General features: G+C 36.1%; 14 protein-coding genes and 3 tRNA genes. 11 read left to right on the plus strand and 6 right to left on the minus strand.

Annotation, left to right across the window (positions count from 1 at the left end; all coding sequences use genetic code 11):
- Positions 1-75: 75 nt before the first annotated feature.
- A complete protein-coding gene (locus AC6I5C_RS09480) occupies positions 76-4,458 on the minus strand; it encodes a translocation/assembly module TamB domain-containing protein (RefSeq protein ID WP_497904968.1) in 4,383 nt (1,460 codons plus the stop codon).
- 126 nt (positions 4,459-4,584) lie between these two features.
- Between AC6I5C_RS09480 and tsaD the strand changes: the two genes are divergently transcribed.
- From tsaD to AC6I5C_RS09525, 9 genes are all read left to right on the plus strand, one after another.
- Positions 4,585-5,607 carry a tRNA (adenosine(37)-N6)-threonylcarbamoyltransferase complex transferase subunit TsaD gene (gene tsaD, locus AC6I5C_RS09485; protein WP_497904946.1) on the plus strand — a complete coding sequence of 341 codons (1,023 nt, stop codon included), beginning with the start codon at positions 4,585-4,587 and terminating at the stop codon, positions 5,605-5,607.
- A gap of 3 nt (positions 5,608-5,610) precedes the next feature.
- On the plus strand, positions 5,611-6,315 hold the full coding sequence (locus AC6I5C_RS09490; RefSeq protein ID WP_497904947.1) for a 16S rRNA (uracil(1498)-N(3))-methyltransferase: 705 nt from the start codon (positions 5,611-5,613) through the stop codon (positions 6,313-6,315).
- Position 6,316: 1 nt separating this feature from the next.
- Positions 6,317-6,958 carry a DUF4159 domain-containing protein gene (locus tag AC6I5C_RS09495; RefSeq protein WP_497904948.1) on the plus strand — a complete coding sequence of 214 codons (642 nt, stop codon included), beginning with the start codon at positions 6,317-6,319 and terminating at the stop codon, positions 6,956-6,958.
- A gap of 12 nt (positions 6,959-6,970) precedes the next feature.
- Complete coding sequence (locus tag AC6I5C_RS09500; protein ID WP_497904949.1) at positions 6,971-7,474, plus strand: TrmH family RNA methyltransferase; 504 nt, start codon at positions 6,971-6,973, stop codon at positions 7,472-7,474.
- A 23-nt stretch (positions 7,475-7,497) separates the two neighbouring features.
- Positions 7,498-8,586, plus strand: a complete 1,089-nt coding sequence (locus AC6I5C_RS09505; RefSeq protein ID WP_497904950.1) for an AI-2E family transporter — start codon at positions 7,498-7,500, stop codon at positions 8,584-8,586.
- Position 8,587: 1 nt separating this feature from the next.
- Positions 8,588-9,766 (plus strand): THUMP-like domain-containing protein, encoded by a 1,179-nt coding sequence (locus tag AC6I5C_RS09510; RefSeq protein ID WP_497904951.1) that lies wholly within the window; start codon positions 8,588-8,590, stop codon positions 9,764-9,766.
- Between the two features lie 104 nt (positions 9,767-9,870).
- Positions 9,871-10,533, plus strand: coding sequence for an HAD family hydrolase (locus tag AC6I5C_RS09515; protein ID WP_497904952.1), 663 nt, complete (start codon positions 9,871-9,873; stop codon positions 10,531-10,533).
- Between the two features lie 142 nt (positions 10,534-10,675).
- A tRNA-Ser gene (locus AC6I5C_RS09520) sits at positions 10,676-10,759 on the plus strand.
- Positions 10,760-10,768: 9 nt separating this feature from the next.
- A tRNA-Pro gene (locus tag AC6I5C_RS09525) sits at positions 10,769-10,843 on the plus strand.
- A 48-nt stretch (positions 10,844-10,891) separates the two neighbouring features.
- Here AC6I5C_RS09525 and AC6I5C_RS09530 read toward each other — a convergent pair.
- The 4 genes from AC6I5C_RS09530 to AC6I5C_RS09545 are packed head-to-tail and all read right to left on the minus strand — an operon-like array spanning position 10,892 to position 15,806.
- A complete protein-coding gene (locus AC6I5C_RS09530) occupies positions 10,892-11,221 on the minus strand; it encodes an Hpt domain-containing protein (RefSeq protein ID WP_497904953.1) in 330 nt (109 codons plus the stop codon).
- Between the two features lie 15 nt (positions 11,222-11,236).
- Positions 11,237-11,623, minus strand: a complete 387-nt coding sequence (locus tag AC6I5C_RS09535; protein ID WP_497904954.1) for a response regulator — start codon at positions 11,621-11,623, stop codon at positions 11,237-11,239.
- The gene (locus AC6I5C_RS09540) at positions 11,620-14,526 is read right to left on the minus strand and encodes a tetratricopeptide repeat-containing hybrid sensor histidine kinase/response regulator (RefSeq protein WP_497904955.1); all 2,907 of its coding nucleotides are present in this window, start codon (positions 14,524-14,526) and stop codon (positions 11,620-11,622) included. Before AC6I5C_RS09540 ends, AC6I5C_RS09535 begins: the two co-directional genes overlap by 4 nt.
- Before the next feature lie 47 nt (positions 14,527-14,573).
- Positions 14,574-15,806: an alpha/beta hydrolase-fold protein gene (locus tag AC6I5C_RS09545; RefSeq protein ID WP_497904956.1), complete on the minus strand. Its 1,233-nt coding sequence runs from the start codon at positions 15,804-15,806 to the stop codon at positions 14,574-14,576.
- Positions 15,807-15,992: 186 nt separating this feature from the next.
- On the opposite strand from AC6I5C_RS09545, the gene AC6I5C_RS09550 reads away from it, so the two are divergent.
- The gene (locus AC6I5C_RS09550; protein ID WP_497904957.1) at positions 15,993-16,751 is read left to right on the plus strand and encodes a LytR/AlgR family response regulator transcription factor; all 759 of its coding nucleotides are present in this window, start codon (positions 15,993-15,995) and stop codon (positions 16,749-16,751) included.
- 197 nt (positions 16,752-16,948) lie between these two features.
- Positions 16,949-17,022, plus strand: a tRNA-Arg gene (locus AC6I5C_RS09555).
- Positions 17,023-17,131: 109 nt separating this feature from the next.
- On the opposite strand, the gene AC6I5C_RS09560 is transcribed toward AC6I5C_RS09555, so the two are convergent.
- Positions 17,132-19,177 (minus strand): HD family phosphohydrolase, encoded by a 2,046-nt coding sequence (locus AC6I5C_RS09560; RefSeq protein WP_497904958.1) that lies wholly within the window; start codon positions 19,175-19,177, stop codon positions 17,132-17,134.
- Positions 19,178-19,378: the final 201 nt, after the last annotated feature.

Genomic DNA, 19,378 nt, shown 5'->3' on the forward strand with positions numbered 1-19,378 from the left:
TTTATTTTGGTACGAAAATTCAAACGATTTCGTTAATAACTTCTTTAAATACCTAAGAAATTAGTACTAAATATGCTATTTGTTGGTCGTTTTTTCTTTGACGTTAATAAAATCTGGGAAGTTGTCGTCGGCTGTATTTTCGTTGGTATCATCTTTCTTTTCTGAAACTTTCTTTTTGTTTTTTCCTGTAAAGATGATTTGAAGCAATTCCTTAAAAGTATCAAATTCTACGTTATAAGACAAGCCCATTCCTTGGGTATATCCAATTTCCTCTCCAAAATTGCGAATACTGTTCTCTCTATTGAAGAATTTTGCAGATAAAGTTCCCTCATCATTGAGCAAAACTTGGATCTCTACATCGCCTGCAATCACACTTTGTTCCACGCCACCAATAGGCACCCCTACCTTTCCATTAATAAGCACCTTGTCACTAAGCTGCGTGCTCAAGGTTAACCCTAAACGATCGTCCGTAGCATAATCAGGGGTTACTTCGCCTGGTTGTAAATTCACACCAATTTGTAGTTTGCCATCTTCATCTTCAAAAAGACTATTGAAAAGACTGTTCACACGATCAGCAATTGTACCATAGGCCTGTTGTCCTAAACTGATTTCACTAGCAAAGGCACCAAAGGACAATAAATTTAAAGCTTGGAACTCACGACTCTCTTTTGTTTCCAAACGATATTCCAACTCCGACTTGATAGTAGACCCCACATTAGGGAAGTTGAAGCTGAATTCCGGCTCTGGTTGTTCCAACTGCCCCTGCAGACTAATTTCTACATTTACAGGAATACTTCTATTAATAGGATTATCCAATAGCACCGAAGGATTCGCTTGGGTTTTATAAACGGCCGTCAAGTTAATTTGGGCCTTCATTGGGTCACCTTCCCAAAGAATATTTCCACCGGGTTCTACTTCAAGCTCCTTTTGAATTAAGCCTCCATAAGCGAAATTGTAAATTCCCTTTGTAACAGCGAAATCTCCCCACATATTGAACTTACCATTGGTATTAATTTCAAACAATAAGTTCCCGTTACCCGAACCTTGAATGGTACTTCCCGAATTTCGATCGATCACAATCTCAATATCGGCATCTGGCGTTACGATAAGGTCAAAATCCAACTCCAACCCTTTCACTTCTGGAGCTACATAGTCCTCTCCCTTTAAACGAGCTTCTTTCTCTTCGGGCGTTAAAAAATGTATGTAGGAGTTATCTCCATAGGTTTCCAAATCATTCAATGGCACCTTAAACACCGTTCCTTTTTCTGTGCTACCATCAAAGGTTATCACCAATTCATCGGCTGGACCTTTAATAGTAGCTTCGCCTTCCACGAACCCAGTTCCATAATATAAGGCTTCTTCAGAGTCGTCTGTATCCAAAACCAATAGACGATCCGTTGCCAATTCCAAGCCCAAGATCCAATCATCAAAATTCACATGGGAAATATACCCATTCAGGTAAGCTCTAGAGAAGTATTTTGAATCGGTAAGCGCGACATCCTGAAATATAAACTTTTGCTGCTCCAAAGTCACCCTAGAATCGAAATCGAAACTATAATCGACATTTAGGTATGGAATAGTTATCCCTGCATTGTCCAAATACAGATCCCCACGAATATCGGGCCTTTTAAGACTCCCCAACACTTGGGCTTCTCCCGAGACCATTCCCCTGATATTGGTAATGATTCCTGCCCCCAAAGGAGCCAATGGATCCAATATAAAACGATCAAAATCAATATTGACATCTATATAAGAATTGGCCTCACTAACATCTACCTCGCCATGGGCTTCCAATGACCTTAAACGGTCACTCTTCAACACAAGATCCAAACTGTAATTGGTCAGGGATTGATTTCCTTCAATGTCGGCCTTTAAATTGCCTAAATCGTAGTTATTTGCCTTAAAATTATCGATGGTGATACTTGATGAGGGTAAATACACGCCATGCTTTTGAAGGACCTGCAATTTCCCATTAACAATTCCTTCCAAAAGCAAACTGTCAAGCCTTGGTGTGATTTTCATTAATTCAACTTCTGAGAAGTTTAAACTCAAATCCTTATACGTGGAATCCCTTACAACCCCAGAAAATTCAATTTCTTCATCTAAATTGGACAATACCAAATTCTTGAAATTAAATTCCTTGAATTTACGGTCAAAGACTATTTTATTAAGCGTGTCCTTCTTCTCGTTGATCTGCCAAGTAAAATCCTTAAATGTGGCATTGGACTTTTGAAAACCCAAAACAGACTTATCCATTTCGTCAATTGTATAGAACATACTCAGGTCGTATTTATCCCCATTATGGGTACCTCCCCTAAAATTGGACTTGATAAATAAGGTGTCGTTTTGGGTCACGTTAATCAAACTGAACCTTGATACATCATAATATTTGGTATGCAGCGAATCCAGCTCTACATAGGTATTGTAAACAGGATTGCTATTATCAACCGTTAAATTAACGTTTTGGGCAAAATAGTCAAAGACCTTTATCTGTGGAGAGCTAAAAGATAGTTTAAACCCTTTTTCACTGTTTTCTATACGTCCTTTTATAAAAGTGTTTTCTGCCAATTCCACATTATGGAAAAAAGCCTCTACAATTTTATTATATATATTGAATTTGAAATTGACGTATTGATGTCCCTTAACTTCATTAGGAACATATTTTGAATACAGACTTCCAAACGAATTTCTCACCAATTTGCCCAAATCCTTAAATTTAAAATCACCTCTTATAGTCCCCTCAATAATGTCGGGAGAGTTGATCCTGATAACTCGTTTGTTTTCCTCAAATCTGGACTTGATATCAAAATCTTCAAAGTAAAACTCATTACTCTGGTTGATATAGGTTGTGTTTTTAAACCTTAGGCTTCCCCTGGCATCATCCACACTAGAACCTTGCATGGACATAACTACATTTCCTTTGAAAATGGAAACACTATCCTTTTGTACAAAATTCAAAGCTTTCAAGTTGGCATACGCCACATCCGCCTTAAAATCTAAGGTTTTAATATCCTTGGACAAGTCTGCCAAACCATCAAATCTAAACTTAAAATTAGGGTCGCTGGAATTAATAATTCCATTAAACACATCACTCTCCAAACGCCCCGCTACATCAATATTTTGGTAGTCATAATTATTAAAAACCAAGGAAAATACTTTCCCTTGAATTTGTGTTTTTAAGTTCTTAACCAAGAAGCCTTTTCCATCCACATCAAGATTAAAGGAAGTAGTTCCTACCTCTTCTCTTTCTATAAGCTTTCCCAAATCGAATTCCTCAAATACCACATTACCCACATATTTAGCATTGTCCACATCATTCAAATGCTCCATATTCAAATCGGAGGATACATGGCCAAGTTCTGTATCCATTTTCAATTTGGCATCGATAGTTGTGGCCGTTATAAAGGAATCACCAGTAATCGTAAAATCTCCCAATTTGGAAAAAACGGTTGGAATAGAATTCCCCAAAACATTAGGTAACAACCCTGTTAAATCGTAGTAGTTTGAAGTAAGATTGGAAAACTTTCCATCCATGGAAAAAGTCCCGGCCTCATTATTGAAAAGGTTTTTAAAATTGATATCACCATAAATTTTGCTTCTTCGGCTAGTCGTTAAACGTAGGTTGTTGGTGTTTAAATCATTGAGTGTCCCACTGATTTCCACATTGAATTTTGCCTGTTGATTTTTCCCAAACTCGTTGTAAAAGGTATTCAATTCATCCAACTGTACTTCAGAATTTTCAAATTTGGCGGTAATATCTACTTTGTCTGTAAAAAACTGTAAATCCTCACGTAAATAATCAAACCTTAAGGATCCTTTTATATTGGAATTGGTAGTTTTAATTTGAAGATTATCAAAATTCATATAATTGACCGTATATTGAAAATCGGTAATCATATTCTGGATTTTCACCCCTCTACTATCAACGAAATTTAAGGTGTTAATTCGGGTGCTTACATTGCTTCCGTCAATCAAAAAATTGGTAGCGTTAATGTTTAAATCATTAAACTCCAAAATCTTTGGATTCTCCTTGTTTTCATCCGAAAATTTAAACACACTATTATAAATAGACACATCACTTGAGGACATCAAGAAATCACCCTTTACCTTGTCTGGGTTATCCTCATCAAAACGAGCTACAAAAACATCCAGATTGGTCTGTTTTTCCCCTTCATAAGTTTTGATATTGAACACCAAATTCATGATATCTATATCTCCAAACACCAATTTCCCTTCAGATAAATTTCTATAATTAAGGATGGAGGTATTCAGTTCCTGAACACTAATCAACGTATCTTTCTTGTAGTCTTCAATGTAAATCTGCTTCAGCTCCACATCGCCATTAAACTGCAAACCAACCTTTTCTATGGAAATATGCGTTCCAAACTCATCGTTAAGTCGTTTGGTAGCATATTTACCCAAAGAGGTCTGAACAGCTGGAATGGAAAGTATTAGCACCAAAATGACAAACAACAGTAAAACTATTGCAACGAGCTTTGATACTATTTTTAAAAATTTTTTGATACGTATTAATGTTTTAACTTTGAAGCCAAAATTAACAATTATTGTGCCTAATTTTCAGTAATGACTTCACAAAATATTTACATACTTGCCATAGAATCCTCTTGCGATGATACGGCTGCTGCTGTAATGCTGAACGGAAAAATTTTAAGCAATGTTGTGGCCAGTCAAAATATTCATGAAGAATATGGTGGCGTTGTCCCCGAACTTGCCTCTAGGGCCCACCAACAAAACATTGTTCCAGTGGTGCACCAAGCGTTAAAAAAGGCCAATATAGATAAATCCCAGTTAAGCGCCATAGCCTTTACAAGAGGTCCTGGACTTATGGGCTCACTTTTGGTAGGAACCTCTTTTGCTAAATCTTTGGCTTACGGACTTAATATCCCATTGATTGATGTCAATCATATGTCGGCTCATATTTTGGCGCATTATATAGAAGAAGACGGTTTCAACAAACCACCTTTCCCTTTCTTGGCCATGACCATTTCTGGAGGACACACACAAATTGTAAAAGTGAACTCCTATTTTGATATGGAAGTAATTGGTGAGACCATCGATGACGCCGTGGGAGAAGCTTACGATAAAAGTGGAAAGATTTTAGGGCTTGGCTATCCTGCCGGGCCACAAATAGATAAACGCGCTCAAGTTGGAAACCCAAAAGCATTCAAATTTACCAAGCCGAAGGTAGATGGACTAAATTTTAGTTTTTCGGGATTAAAGACGGCAATTCTGTATTTTATTCAAAAGGAAACCAAAAACAATCCTGATTTTATAGCACAAAACCTAGACGATATTTGTGCATCCATTCAATATACCATCATTGGAATTTTAATGGACAAACTAAAACTTGCCAGCAAAGAAACCGGTATCAAACACATCGCCATTGGTGGTGGAGTGTCTGCCAATTCGGGCATTCGAAAAGCACTTAAGGATGGTGAGAAAAAATTTGGATGGACTACCTATATCCCAAAATTTGAATACACCACAGATAATGCTGCCATGATTGCCATCGTTGGGCATTTAAAATATATGGAAGGTGATTTTTCCGATTTTAACGTAACCGCTACGGCTCGTTTAAAAATTTAATTTATGCAGTTGTTCTACAACCCAGAGCTTTTAGAAACTTCCTCCCAAATTTCTTTTGATAAAGAAGAAAGTCGGCATATAGTAAAAGTGCTTCGGAAATCCCAAGGAGATGTATTGCACATTACTAACGGACAAGGTTGGCTGTTTACTGCTGAAATAGAGGTTGCCGACCAAAAACACTGTCGTGCCAATATTACCTCTAAAACCTTTCATGAAAAACGAAACTATACACTCCATTTGGCGGTAGCTCCCACAAAAATGAACGATCGCTACGAATGGTTCTTGGAAAAGGCCACCGAAATAGGCATCGATACCATTACCCCCATCATTTGTGAGCATAGCGAAAGGAAAGTTATCAAAACAGAACGGTTTGAAAAGATTTTACAATCGGCAATTAAGCAATCCTTGAGTAGCTATATGCCGCAACTGGAAGCTGCTATTCCTTTTAAAGATTTTGTCGAACAGGAATTCAGTGGACAAAAATTTATTGCGCATTGTGAGGAATTGGATAGGAAATCTCTAAAATCACAATTGACTCCAAATACGGAAGTCACCATTTTAATTGGCCCTGAAGGAGATTTTAGTGTGAAAGAAATTGAAATGGCTCTTAAGAATGATTTTATTCCTGTAACTTTGGGTAACACCCGACTTAGAACAGAAACAGCGGCCATCGTTGCCTGTCACTCGGTTGCCTTTACAAATGAATAATATGAAAAAGTACCTAGTCCTTGTAATTTGCCTATTCCCATTATGTTTTTCTGCTCAAAATTTGGCAGTTGCCAAATATAAGGGCGGTGGCGATTGGTATGGAAATCCTACCTCCTTACCCAATCTTATTGCTTTCTGTAATGCCAACATCAACACCCAAATGAACAGCATACCAGAAACAGTTGAGATAGGTAGCACCGATATTTTTCAATATCCCTTGGTACATATGACAGGGCATGGCAATGTGTTTTTCAGCACCGAAGATGCCGAGAACCTTCGGAACTATTTAATCTCAGGAGGCTTTCTTCATATCGATGACAATTATGGTATTCGTCCATATATCACCAAGGAACTAAAAAAAGTATTTCCGGCCTTAGAACTTGTTGAAATCCCGAAAACTCACGAAATTTTCAATATCGCTTACAAGTTCCCTGAAGGTCTTCCCAAAATTCATGAACACGATGGCAAACGCCCACAGGCCTTTGGTATTTTTTATGAAAACAGGTTGGTATTACTGTTCACCTATGAAAGTGATTTAGGTGATGGCTGGGAAGACCCCGAAGTACATAATGACCCGCAAGATGTTAGGGAAAAAGCTCTTAAAATGGGAGCCAATATAGTAAAGTATGCCTTTGAGCATTAATATCACACCACAGTGACACAACTCACCCACTACACTTCCAATTTTACTAAAAAGCAATTTCCAATCACTATTGTCTGTGACAATATTTCTAATGCACCAAATATTGGAAGCTTGTTCCGAACCGCTGATGCCTTTGGAGTGGAACAACTCATTTTTTGCGGCAATGACATCCCTATGGGCCGTAAAATGACTAAAACAGCTAGAGCAACGGAAAAAGTAGTGTCATTCAAAATTGAAGAAAATACATTGGAAGTTGTGTCAGGTCTAAAACAGAAAGGATTTCAAATTATTGCGCTTGAAATTACCTCTAATAGTATTCCTTTACACACTTTCAACTATAGTGACCAATCCCCTATAGCCTTGGTAATTGGCGATGAGAATTTTGGTGTGTCGGAAGACATCCTCAAAAATTGCGACCACATATTGCACATTGAAATGTTTGGACAAAACAGCAGTATGAATGTTGTGCAAGCAACAAGTGTGGCACTCTATGAACTTACAAAGCAAATTATGTAATCCAATTTTCTATATTTACAGATATGGATTCAAAAGTAATTGCAAACGGAATTTTAAGGGCTTTAGGCATCATCTTAGCCATTGTACTTATCCTATTCTTTTTATACAAAATTCAATCGGTCATCACTTATATCGTGATTGCAGGGGTTACTTCTTTAGTTGGAAGACCAATAGTCATCTTTTTAAGAAAGCGGCTTAAATTTGGTAATACTGCTGCCGTAATTGTTACCATGCTAATTTTGGTTGGCTTGTTGGTTGGGCTTATAGGGATGTTTATTCCAATGATCGTAAAGCAGAGTCATAATTTAGCTTTGTTGGATATCAAAAAACTAGAAGACAATATTGAAAGTCTCTATATCCAAGTCATTGATTATTTTCACATCTATAATATTAATATGGAAGAATCCTTCAAGTATTCCAATTTGATTGAAAAACTTGATTTTGCGGCTATTCCAAATTTTATCAATGCTATTATTGGTGGCTTTGGAAGTTTTGGAATCGGACTTTTTTCTGTATTGTTTATTTCATTTTTCTTCCTAAAGGATAGTAAACTTTTGGAGAATAGTATACTCTCATTTATTCCAGATAGCAAGGAAACTCGTTTGAAAAAATCCTTTGATAAAATCAAGGATTTATTATCTCGCTATTTTATTGGATTGATCATTCAAATTTCCATTCTGTTTTTCATTTATACAATTGGGTTACTTATTGTAGGAGTTGAAAACGCTGTGGTTATTGCATTCCTGTGTGCTTTAATTAATTTGATACCATACATCGGTCCGCTAATTGGTGCTGTTATCATGGTAACACTTTCTATGACTTCCAATCTTGGCGGAGGTTTGAGCACTGTCATTTTACCAACTACTTTTTATGTGCTCATCGTGGTTGCTATTGGCCAGTTAATTGATAATTTTATTAGCCAGCCTTTTATTTTTTCGAAAAGTGTAAAATCTCATCCATTGGAAATTTTCCTAGTGATTATCATTGCAGGCATCCTTTTTGGAGTCGTTGGAATGGTTGTAGCCGTGCCGGCTTATACAGCCTTAAAAGTTATTTTAAAGGAATTTTTGTACGATATAAAATTGGTACAAAGACTCACAAAAGATCTCTAAATTGAATCCTGACATTTTAAATACCACGCACCAAGAATTTATCGATGCAAATTTAAATTCTGACACAGTTGCTTTGCTATTCAAAAACCATCCAGAGATTTCAGTTGACATCAAACTTTTGGTAGAACAGATTGAAGCTAAAAAACGCTGTCAACATAAACTTCCAACTTGGTTTAATGCACCTCTCATAGTTTATCCCAATAAACTCAATATTGAACAGACTTCCTCTGAAGCTACAGCCAAATACAAAGCTGAACTTATTGAAGGGAAGTCCTTAATTGATTTAACAGGTGGCTTTGGAGTGGATTGCTACTACTTTTCCAAACGATTTCAAAATGTCACACACTGCGAGTTGAATTCTGAACTTTCGGAAATCGTTACGCATAACTACTCCCAATTAAATGTCAATATTAAAACATTGAACGTTGATGGTATTGAGCATTTAAAAAGACATCAAGATACTTTCGATTGGATTTATATAGATCCTTCCAGACGCCATGACAGCAAAGGCAAAGTCTTTTTTTTAAATGACTGCCTGCCCAATGTGCCTTTACATTTGGATATGTTGTTTCAACGTTCCAAGAACATCATGATCAAGACCTCCCCGCTTTTGGATATTTCTGTAGGAATGGGAGAATTAAAGCATATCAAAACCATTCATATTGTTGCGCTTAACAATGAAGTAAAAGAACTCCTGTGGGTTTTAGAAGATGGTTTTAAAGGTGATATCGAAATAAGAACAGTTAACCTAACATTACCAATTGAAGAAAAGTTTGATTTCAACTTTAATGAAGAAAAAAATGCTAGCGCTGTATTTGGCGAACCACTTTCGTATCTATACGAACCTAACGCCGCTATTTTAAAATCAGGCGCTTTTAAATCTGTTTCAGAAAAGTTGGGGATTCCAAAGCTACATCAGCATACACATCTGTATACATCAGAAACTTTAATTGAATTTCCTGGACGAAGTTTTGAAATTGTTAAAACACTCTCTTTTAACAAACAACTTCTGAAAAAGGAAGGAATCTCGAAAGCGAATATTACCACTAGAAATTTCCCCGAAACGGTTCAACAACTTAGAACCAAATTGAAAATAAAAGATGGTGGAGAACTCTATTTATTCTTCTCCACCAACTTAAACGATGAAAAAATCGTGATTTTTTGCAAGAAAACCTCTTAATTTAACTCTAACTTTCCTACTTCAATAATCATCAGATGATTAGCTCAAATCAATAGTTAGTTTGTTCCAAAGGTTCTGACTATCTTCGCGCAAAATTTTTATTGATGCTAAAAGCAGTCTTATTCGATATGGACGGTGTTATTGTGGACACCGAACCATTGCACCACAAGGCCTACCACAAAATGTTTGATGACTATGGTATTGACGTTTCAGATGAATTGTATGAAACCTTTACTGGAAAATCTACAAGGAATGTGTGTAAGTTTCTTTGTTCGCATTTTGGACTGGATGAAGATCCTATAAATCTCGAAAGGAAGAAACGCAACCATTTTAATCATTTGTTCGATTATGATGAAAGTTTGCAGCTTTTAGACGGTGTGTTGGAATTAATTCAAGAATACCACGCTAATGGACTAACCTTAATTTTGGCGTCTTCTGCAACCATGAGTACCATTGATCGCGTCTTTAAAAGATTTGAGTTAGATCAATATTTTAAAGCCAAATTAAGCGGCGCCGATTTAAAAGCCTCCAAACCACATCCCGAAATATTTTTAAAGGCTGCAGAAGTTTCTGGACACGAAAAACAGCATTGCATGGTGATTGAAGACTCTACCAACGGTATTGTAGCGGCCAATAGTGCCGACATTTTTTGTGTTGCCTATAGAAGTGAAAATTCCAAAAATCAAGATTACACCCTAGCGAATTTGCTAATTGACGACTTTAAGGAAATTTCATTTGAAAAAATTCAAAATTTACAGGTCGTCTAAACATATTGGCTTCAAGCTATTTAAAACTCCAGTGGTTTGAAATTTCAAAATATTGACGAAAAAATTCAAAAAATAGTTGTGAGATACGCAATGTTATCCTACATTTGCATCCGCAATTAAGAAAGGTTCTTTATTTAATATTGGAGAGGTGCCAGAGTGGTAATGGAGCAGATTGCTAATCTGTCAACGCGAAAGTGTTGCCAGGGTTCGAGTCCCTGTCTCTCCGCTTTCTTTTCGGGGTGTAGCGTAGCCCGGTTATCGCGCCTGCTTTGGGAGCAGGAGGTCGCAGGTTCGAATCCTGCCACCCCGACAAAAAGCTGAACAATAATTTTGTTCAGCTTTTTTTTATGGAATTCTTTCAAGTTTCCAAATAGCCTTCCAAAACTTGTTTAGATTGCCTATGGACAACCAAAGCTTGCTCAAAAATTTCATTTATGGAATAGGTATCTTGAGCTTTTGACTTCTCTTCAATTTTCAACAACAATTCACTCAAATTAGTCAATCCCATATAAGTTATCTGTGGTTTAAGAGAATGGACATTGGCACAAACCTTTTCCCAATCTTCAGCTGCAATTCCCTCACCAATGGAATTGAACAGCACAGTTGCTGTATCTAGATAAAGCGCAATATACTTCTTCATCTTTAAAGGATCTCCCCCCGTAAACTTCTCTAAAAAAGATAAATCCATAGACATCATTTCTCTTCAAATATTCGCCTTAATAATCCTATTCACCTTTTCAAACGCTTTTTCATCTTTTATCACATAGTGCAACGCTCCTAAACCAATGGCTTTAGCTGCCGTGAAGTAGCTTTCCTGGCCAGAAAGCATTACTACTACAGGATGACTTTTCGTTTTCTTTATTTCACTTAACATATCCAATCCATTTAGACACACTGAATTATTGGAGCTTAAATAATGATCCAAAATAATAAGAGCTGGATTTTCATATAAAGCCTCCAAACAAGCCTCTCCAGACATAAAACTCTTTACCTTCAACGAGGGATTATGTTGCATTAAAAAGTCACTAAGCATTGCAGAAAACAAGGGTTCGTCATCTACAATGAATACTTTGTTTTTATAAGAATTCATGATTTTAATACTTTATGTTCTTTGTCAGTTACCTTATAGATTTTCTGAAGCAAATCTGCCACATCAAAAGGCTTGGGAACAAAATCATTCATTCCCGCTTCAAAACATCTTACCACTTCTTCCTTCAAGACATTTGCTGTCATAGCAATAATGGGAATATGGCCTACAGAATCCTTCAGTTGACGTATGGCTTTTGTACACTCAAAGCCATTCATAGCAGGCATTTGAACATCCATTAAAACAACATCAAACAATTCAGTCCGCAATTTATCCAAAGCCACTTCTCCATTTTCGGCAATCCTTACTTCAACACCTTGGATATTGTCCTCTAATTCTTCTTTTGCCACAACGGCATTAAAGGCATTATCTTCAACCAACAATACTTTAAGCCCCTTCAATTGATCTTTCAAAAGATCAAATTCATCTGTATGTGTCTTGCCATTTAAATTTGAAGGAATAATAAATGGCTCATATGGAATCACAAAATGAAATGTACTCCCCTTACCTTTTTTACTCTCCGCCCAAATTTTTCCTCCATGCAGTTTAACTATCTTCTTAGATATACTTAAACCCAATCCGGTGCCACCAAACTTTCTATTGGTATCTGTTTGGGCCTGTTCAAACGATTTAAAAACATTCACAAGTTTATCTTCTTCGATTCCAATACCAGTATCTAAAACAGAAAAATGAACTTCAAGATTTCCTACACTTTCCTCTATTTTACGATCTACTTTTACAACAACTTGGCCAGCAGATGTAAACTTGATAGCATTCCCAACAAGATTTAAAAGCACCTGTCGCAATCTAACGGAATCCCCCTTTACCATTGGAATATGTTGATCAAAATCGACATTTAGGGACACTCCCTTCTCTTCCGCTTTAAACTTCATTATTTGGACTACTTTGTGGACTTCTTCTGAAATTGAAAAGGGAATTTTCTCCAACTCGATTTTACCGGATTCAATCTTGGACAGATCCAATACATCATCAATAATTACCAAAAGGGAATTCAACGATTCTTTAATGGCTTTTAAATAATCCAATTGTTCCTTTTTGGGGTTTCGTCTTAATAAAATATCCGTCATTCCCTTAATGGCATTCATCGGTGTCCTTATTTCATGACTCATATTAGCCAAAAATTGATGTTTTGCGCGCTCTGAGGATTTTGCCCTTTCCTTTTCAGCCTCTATAACACGATTTTTTTCCTTTAAGACACGTTGGGTCTTTTTGATAAAATTCAAACGGTTATACAGGCCTAAAGCAACCAATAACGCTAAAATTGCAGCCCCAATAACTAAATTTCTAAAGGTTTGCTCCTTTCTCAATTGCTTCTCAAATTTCAACTCTTTTTCCAAGACTGTCTTTTCTACAACCAAGCTATCCCTAAACCGCTCCTGTCGAAAAGCATTTTCAAGCTCCAAACGTATTGTTTCCTGGCTATTTCTAAATTTTGTAATGGAATCATTTGCGGCAACAAACTTTTCATAAGCCTCAAGCGACTTTTGATAATTACCAAGCTCCTTATAAGATTTAGCTAATATTTCGTAATTCCGTTTATCATCAAGCAAGGTTACATGAGGATATGCCATTCCTTTTTCAATTGAAGAAATAGCTTGTTTAAACTCACCAAGTCCTACATAGGCCTTCCCTATTTCCTGATACAATAATGGTTGTACTCTACTAGCTAAATTATCTTTGTAAAAGGGCTCTAAATCCAACAACTGACTCAAAGCTTCCCGGTAGCGAGCAAGTCCATTAAACACTTTAGATTTCACCAATAATGCATAATTCATACATTGCTCACAAGACTTATCTTCACTGGCTTTTGGAGCCATCAACACTACTGCAGAGTCTATGTATTTCAATGCCATTTCGGGCTCTTTCATTTCTGTTTTAACAGAAGCCATTGATAAGTAGATTCTGGCTAAGTTCCTACTTTCCTCTTTTTGCTTGGCTATTTCCAAGCCTTTTAGAGTGTACTTTTGTGCTTCTTCAAAATTTTCAATATTTGAATGAATTTCTCCCATAGACACCCAAACATTCTCCAAATTATCAATTTCAAAATGTAATTCCTCAGAGAGTTTCAATGCTTCTTGGAACACCTTTAAAACTTCTGGATATTTTTCATTCAACACATAAAATTCCCCTAAACTCAAGTACATCGGAATCAATTTATCACGAGCCTCTGGCACATCCAATACCGTCTCAATATGATCAAAAAGTGGTCTTGCTATTTGGGAATCTAAATTTCTCAATACCTCCGAAAAGAACCCCTGCAATTTATAGTTTCTTACAGTTTCCGATTTTAACGTTGCGGGAAGATTTTTGAACAAAATGGATTTAATAGAATCATTTTCTATAAATCGACTCATGGAACTATATAAATTCAATTGTTCCTCTGCCGTCAGATCTTTTGAATTTAAATCAAACATGAGTTGGATGGCTCGTTCTTTCGAAAGGTTTTTGCAATTAAAAGCCAATAAGCTTTCTAAAGCACCTCCTATAACCACATAATCCTGCTCCTCCATGCCTACCTCCAAGGCTTTCATCAAATAATCACAATCCATAGACTGATTATTATTGATAAAACTATAAGATCCTTTTAGCAGATATACTTTTCCTCTATTAAAAGTTTTGCTTGATTTATTACTTAAATCAAGAGCTGTATCGCTTCCAAAATTCAATTTATCCACAATACCGAATAAATCCTTAGGTGCCATTCCTTTATTTTTTTCAGGATCCACGAGGTAGCTATAAAGCTCGTCATAAGCCTTCAATCTCATTTCTGGAGTTTTGGAAGTGTCCTTAAAAACCTGAAAAAGAGAATCTATAGGAGCTACTTGTCCTTGTACTGAATTGGCAAAGAGAAAAGCAAAAAAGAATAATGTAATCAAATGTTTCATCTTAGTAAGTTACTAATTTTAACAATTAAAAGGTTAACATGACTGAGCTACTGCTGTTTAAGCTGCTCCAATTTTTCCCTGGTAAGTGGGTATTCCTTTAGTTCTAGAGCCTTTTGGTAGCTTTCAGCAGCCTTTTCCTTATTGTTTGTTGCCACGTAGTAATCACCAAGGGAATCAAACACATTAAAACTATCCGAATGGATCTTTGCATTATATGAGAAGAACTGCCCCGCCCTATCATATAATTTACCATTCAACATCCCATATCCCAATCTATTTATCAAGCTTTCATCTGGCTTAACTTCATAGCCCATGTGTCTTGAAACATTTTGATAATGCCCTGCAATTTGCGCCACCATATCAACATCCATATTTTCAAAATCCTTTTCATTAATTTCAATTCTATGGAATTCAAACAAAAACCGTAACCCATCATATTCCGTTATCAACGGTACAGATCCATGGGTATCATTTTCGTAAAATTGACTTTTGTATCTAAACCCTTCTATTAAATTATCCTTTAAATAGCTGTCTAAAGACAAAATAGATCGTATATGAAGCGTCTCCTCTGTTGTGTCTTTACTTACTGTTGAAATATCGTAACCTTCTACCAAAGTATTCGCGTAACCTAGGTAAAGAGATGTTCCTTTTAAATCATTTAAGTTTGGACGGTTTTGGATTTCCTTTAAGATTTCTTGATTGTTCCACCATATCGATGGGTCAATGGCAATATAACTTTGAAACATTTGAGGCCTTTGGAACATGGTGTAAATGGCCATCATCCCTCCAAGAGAATGCCCTACCAACATACTATAGGGAGCTGTAGGATAATTTGATTCTATATAAGGTTTCAATTCCTTTTCAATAAAGTCCAAAAACAAATCACCGCCGCCTGTACGTTTACTCATATCACCTGGGGCATACCCTGCTTTTTCAACCATTTGTGTTGGGGACAAATCTCTAGATCTATTCGTATTGTGTATGGCCACTATAATCATTTCAGGCAAAATTCTATTGAAATTGGTAGTGCTCAATTGCTTTACAATGGCTGCTACGGAATGGAAATGTAACGGACCGTCCAACAGGTACAAAACCGGATACACCTTATTAGATTGATAGATACCAGAGTTCTTTTCTGGATTATATATCCAGACTTTTCTGTGCTCATTCAACACTTTAGAGAATATACTATCCTCAACGCCTAAGTCTACTGTCTTTTGCTGTTGTGCACTCACCAACAAAGTAAAACACAACACAATTGATGTCATTAAAGTTTTCATAATTTGGAAGTATTAATGGTTATTCTTTTTACTTAATGGAAAAATTTCCCATTTTTAAGGTTGTATAAATTTAGAAACCAACTCTTTTTAATGATGCTTTTGAATTATCGAGCGGCCTTAATTATTATCAAGTGGTAACTATTTTATGGTTTATGCATACCCCTATTGGGATAATTCCAGTTTAAAATGAGTATTAAAACCTTACTAATAGATGACAACCCCTTCATTTTGGAGCTGCTAAAAGATCATTTAGCTGAAAACCATAAACTTTTAAATGTGGTAGGTATAGCTACCAATGGCGAAGAAGCCATTGAAATGATACATTCTCTAAAACCCGAATTGCTATTCCTTGATGTAGAAATGCCAGACATGACAGGGTTTGAAATGCTTAACACTGTTACCAATATTGACTTTAAAACCATTTTCATTACTTCACATAGCCATTATGCCATAAAAGCCATACGGTTTAATGCATTGGACTATCTTTTAAAACCTTTTGATACCGAAGAACTAAAAAATGCCATCAATAGATTTTCCAATCAAAAAAACGGGGTGTTAAACCAAGAGAAAGTTAAAAATGCCTTGTCTAACCAAAAGGTAAAACACATTAAAGACCAAACGCTATTATTGCCTACCCATTCGGGAACCTTACGTTTAAAATTAAAATCAATTAAATACATTGAAGGCGATAGAAACTACAGCAAATTGATTTTACACAACGGAAACCAAGAATTGTCATCGAAAAATTTAGGCTATTTTGAGGATATTTTAGGCGACTTTGGGTTCTTTAGATGTCACCGATCAATGTTGATCAACCAACATTTCATAGAAAAAATGGAAAATCAAGCATTTTTTTTTCAAGACGGCACTTCCATTGAAATCTCTAGGAGAAAGCTTAAATCTGCAAAAGCATGGTTTCATCATTTTCGCGAAGACAGGCACTAAACTACTCACCCTTAAATCGTTTAAAAAACAATAGCAGCCTAAAACTTTTTCAAAGCAGGCAAAACCCAAATGAACCAAAGCAAGTACATGAAAGATGCTGCGAAAAAAAAATTCAAAAAAATCAAAAACAGAGTTGTTTTGTATGAAGTATGTACTTATATTTGCACCGCCTTTTTGAGGAACGCTCTTAAAGTTTTGGTCGCGTAGCTCAGTTGGATAGAGCATCTGCCTTCTAAGCAGACGGTCACAGGTTCGAATCCTGTCGCGATCACAAAAAGCCTTACTAGAAATAGTAAGGCTTTTTTGTTTTTATGTGTCTCGTTAAGATATATTCTTCTAGGGGAACAATACCACTCTAACCAATTTTAAGAACAATATTCCTATTCTGGGTATTCAATCCGTAAATGGTAAATATTGGCCAATTTACTCTTTAAAACCTTCTTGATAGCTTCAATTTCCTTAAAGGTAATGTTGGCATTCAAAAACTGACCGCTCTCCATCTGCTTCCCTATAATGGATTCTACAAACTTGTCGATTTTGGTTGAAGAAGGTTCCTTTAAACTTTTGGAGGCCGCCTCCACACTATCGCACATCATTAAAATGGCAGTTTCCTTACTAAATGGCTTTGGTCCTGGATACCTAAATTCTTCCTTGTTCAAATTCTCATCAATTTCACGCTCCTTTAAGTAAAAATAATACACTAAACTCATTCCATGGTGAGTTCTTATAAAATCAATCACACGGTCTGGCAAGTTGTTCTTTTTGGCAATTTCAATACCATCTATCACGTGATCTATGATAATTCTAGCACTTTCCTTCGGAGACAATTCATCATGAGGATTGATCCCCGTAGATTGGTTTTCGGTGAAATAGGTTGGATTCTTCATTTTACCTATATCATGGTACAAAGCTCCTACCCTCACCAACATGGAATTAGCACCTATTTCATTGGCCGAAGCTTCAGCCAAATTGGCCACATTTAAGGAATGGTGAAAAGTTCCTGGCGCTTTATTAGCCAATTCCTTCAACAGTTTAGAATTGGTATCTGAAAGCTCCAATAAAGACACATCTGACACCAACCCGAACAATTTCTCATAGATGTAAATTAAAGGCTGTACGAACAAAGTGGCAAGTCCACACAAAATAAACAATCCAAATGTTCCCCATTTTAGGCTAGCCACACTTCCTTCATGAATCACGAAAAAGGCGAAATAAGCAATAATGTAAATAATGGTAATCTGCCCTACGGAAATAAACAAATTGGCTCGTTTATAAAGTTCTGAAACCGTTAAAATGGTTACAATACCCGCAATAATCTGAAGGAAAATATACTCATAACTATTAGGCACAATAAACCCAAGAAGCAATACGGTAAGCACATGTGAAAACAAACCTAAACGCGCATCAAAAAAGGCTTTCAACACCAAAGGTAGAATACACAACGGAATTACATAAACATACCTCGAATCATAATTTACCACCAAGGTGGTCAATAAAATCACGAATACAATATTGAAAAAAATGAAGGTAACTTTGGTATTGTCCAAAAACACTTCCATTCTATATTTCCTAAGGAATAAAAGCAGCATCAATAAAGCCAAGGCCACCAATAATGTGTAGGCAAAAATCACCCAGTTGTAGTTGGACTCACTCCAAACTTGGGATTCGTATTCTGATTTTAAGGATTCTAGAATATCATATTTCTTGCCTTCAACTAATTCACCTTTTGAAATGATCAAAGTTTCCTTTTCAATACTTCCCCTTGTAGGTGACACACGATCCAACTCTTCCTTCAAAGCATTATCTGTAATGGCTTTGTTCAAAGAAATATTTGGTTTGACAATATCAAAAAACAAGGACACAAAATTGGAATCATATTCAGATAGGTCTTCTTCTGCAAGTGATTGTTCCAAAATATTTATGAAAGCATTGGTCTTGGTAAGATCTTTATAGGTGATCGAGGCCACTTGGGTTTGGTTGTCCAAAAGCACCACGTTTTTGTCTGGCCCATAATTATAGCTATCATCTAAAACACCATGTTTATATATACGCTCTATAACATCCTTCCCTATTTTATACAATGCATTACTTTTTTGCTTGACACTGTCGGGAAATGCTCCTTTAAACTGGTTTTTATAGGATTGTAAAACGGTGCTTTTTAAGCCTTCATCTACATTGAAATAAATGGTACTATTCTCTTGAATAGTCCTTTTTTCCTCATTGATTTCTGCTTGGGATTTTTTTATGGCGAAATTGAAAGGCGCATATAAGTTTTCCGATTGCCATGGCTTACCTTGTTCAAAGCTGTATTTAAATTTTCCGCTTTTAGGGAAGAGGTATACAATCAATAAAGTGGTAGCAATAAACAGCAGTACTTTATACAAAAGCGCATGGTTTCTGTACCATTTATTTATTAGTTCATTCATAGCGTAGTATTGACACAATTTCAAATGTAAGAAATAAAGCCAAACTATTAAATTTTAAGAAATTCTAATTCCCATCTCCTCGCTTATTCATTTTCCACCTATACATTTCAAAATGAATTACTTAAAATTTACGATAACGTTATAATGCCATTTCGTTCCTAACTCTGTAAAAAAATGATTAATTTTGCTCGAACTAATACA

It is taken from the genome of Mangrovimonas sp. sgz306409 (assembly GCF_059735265.1).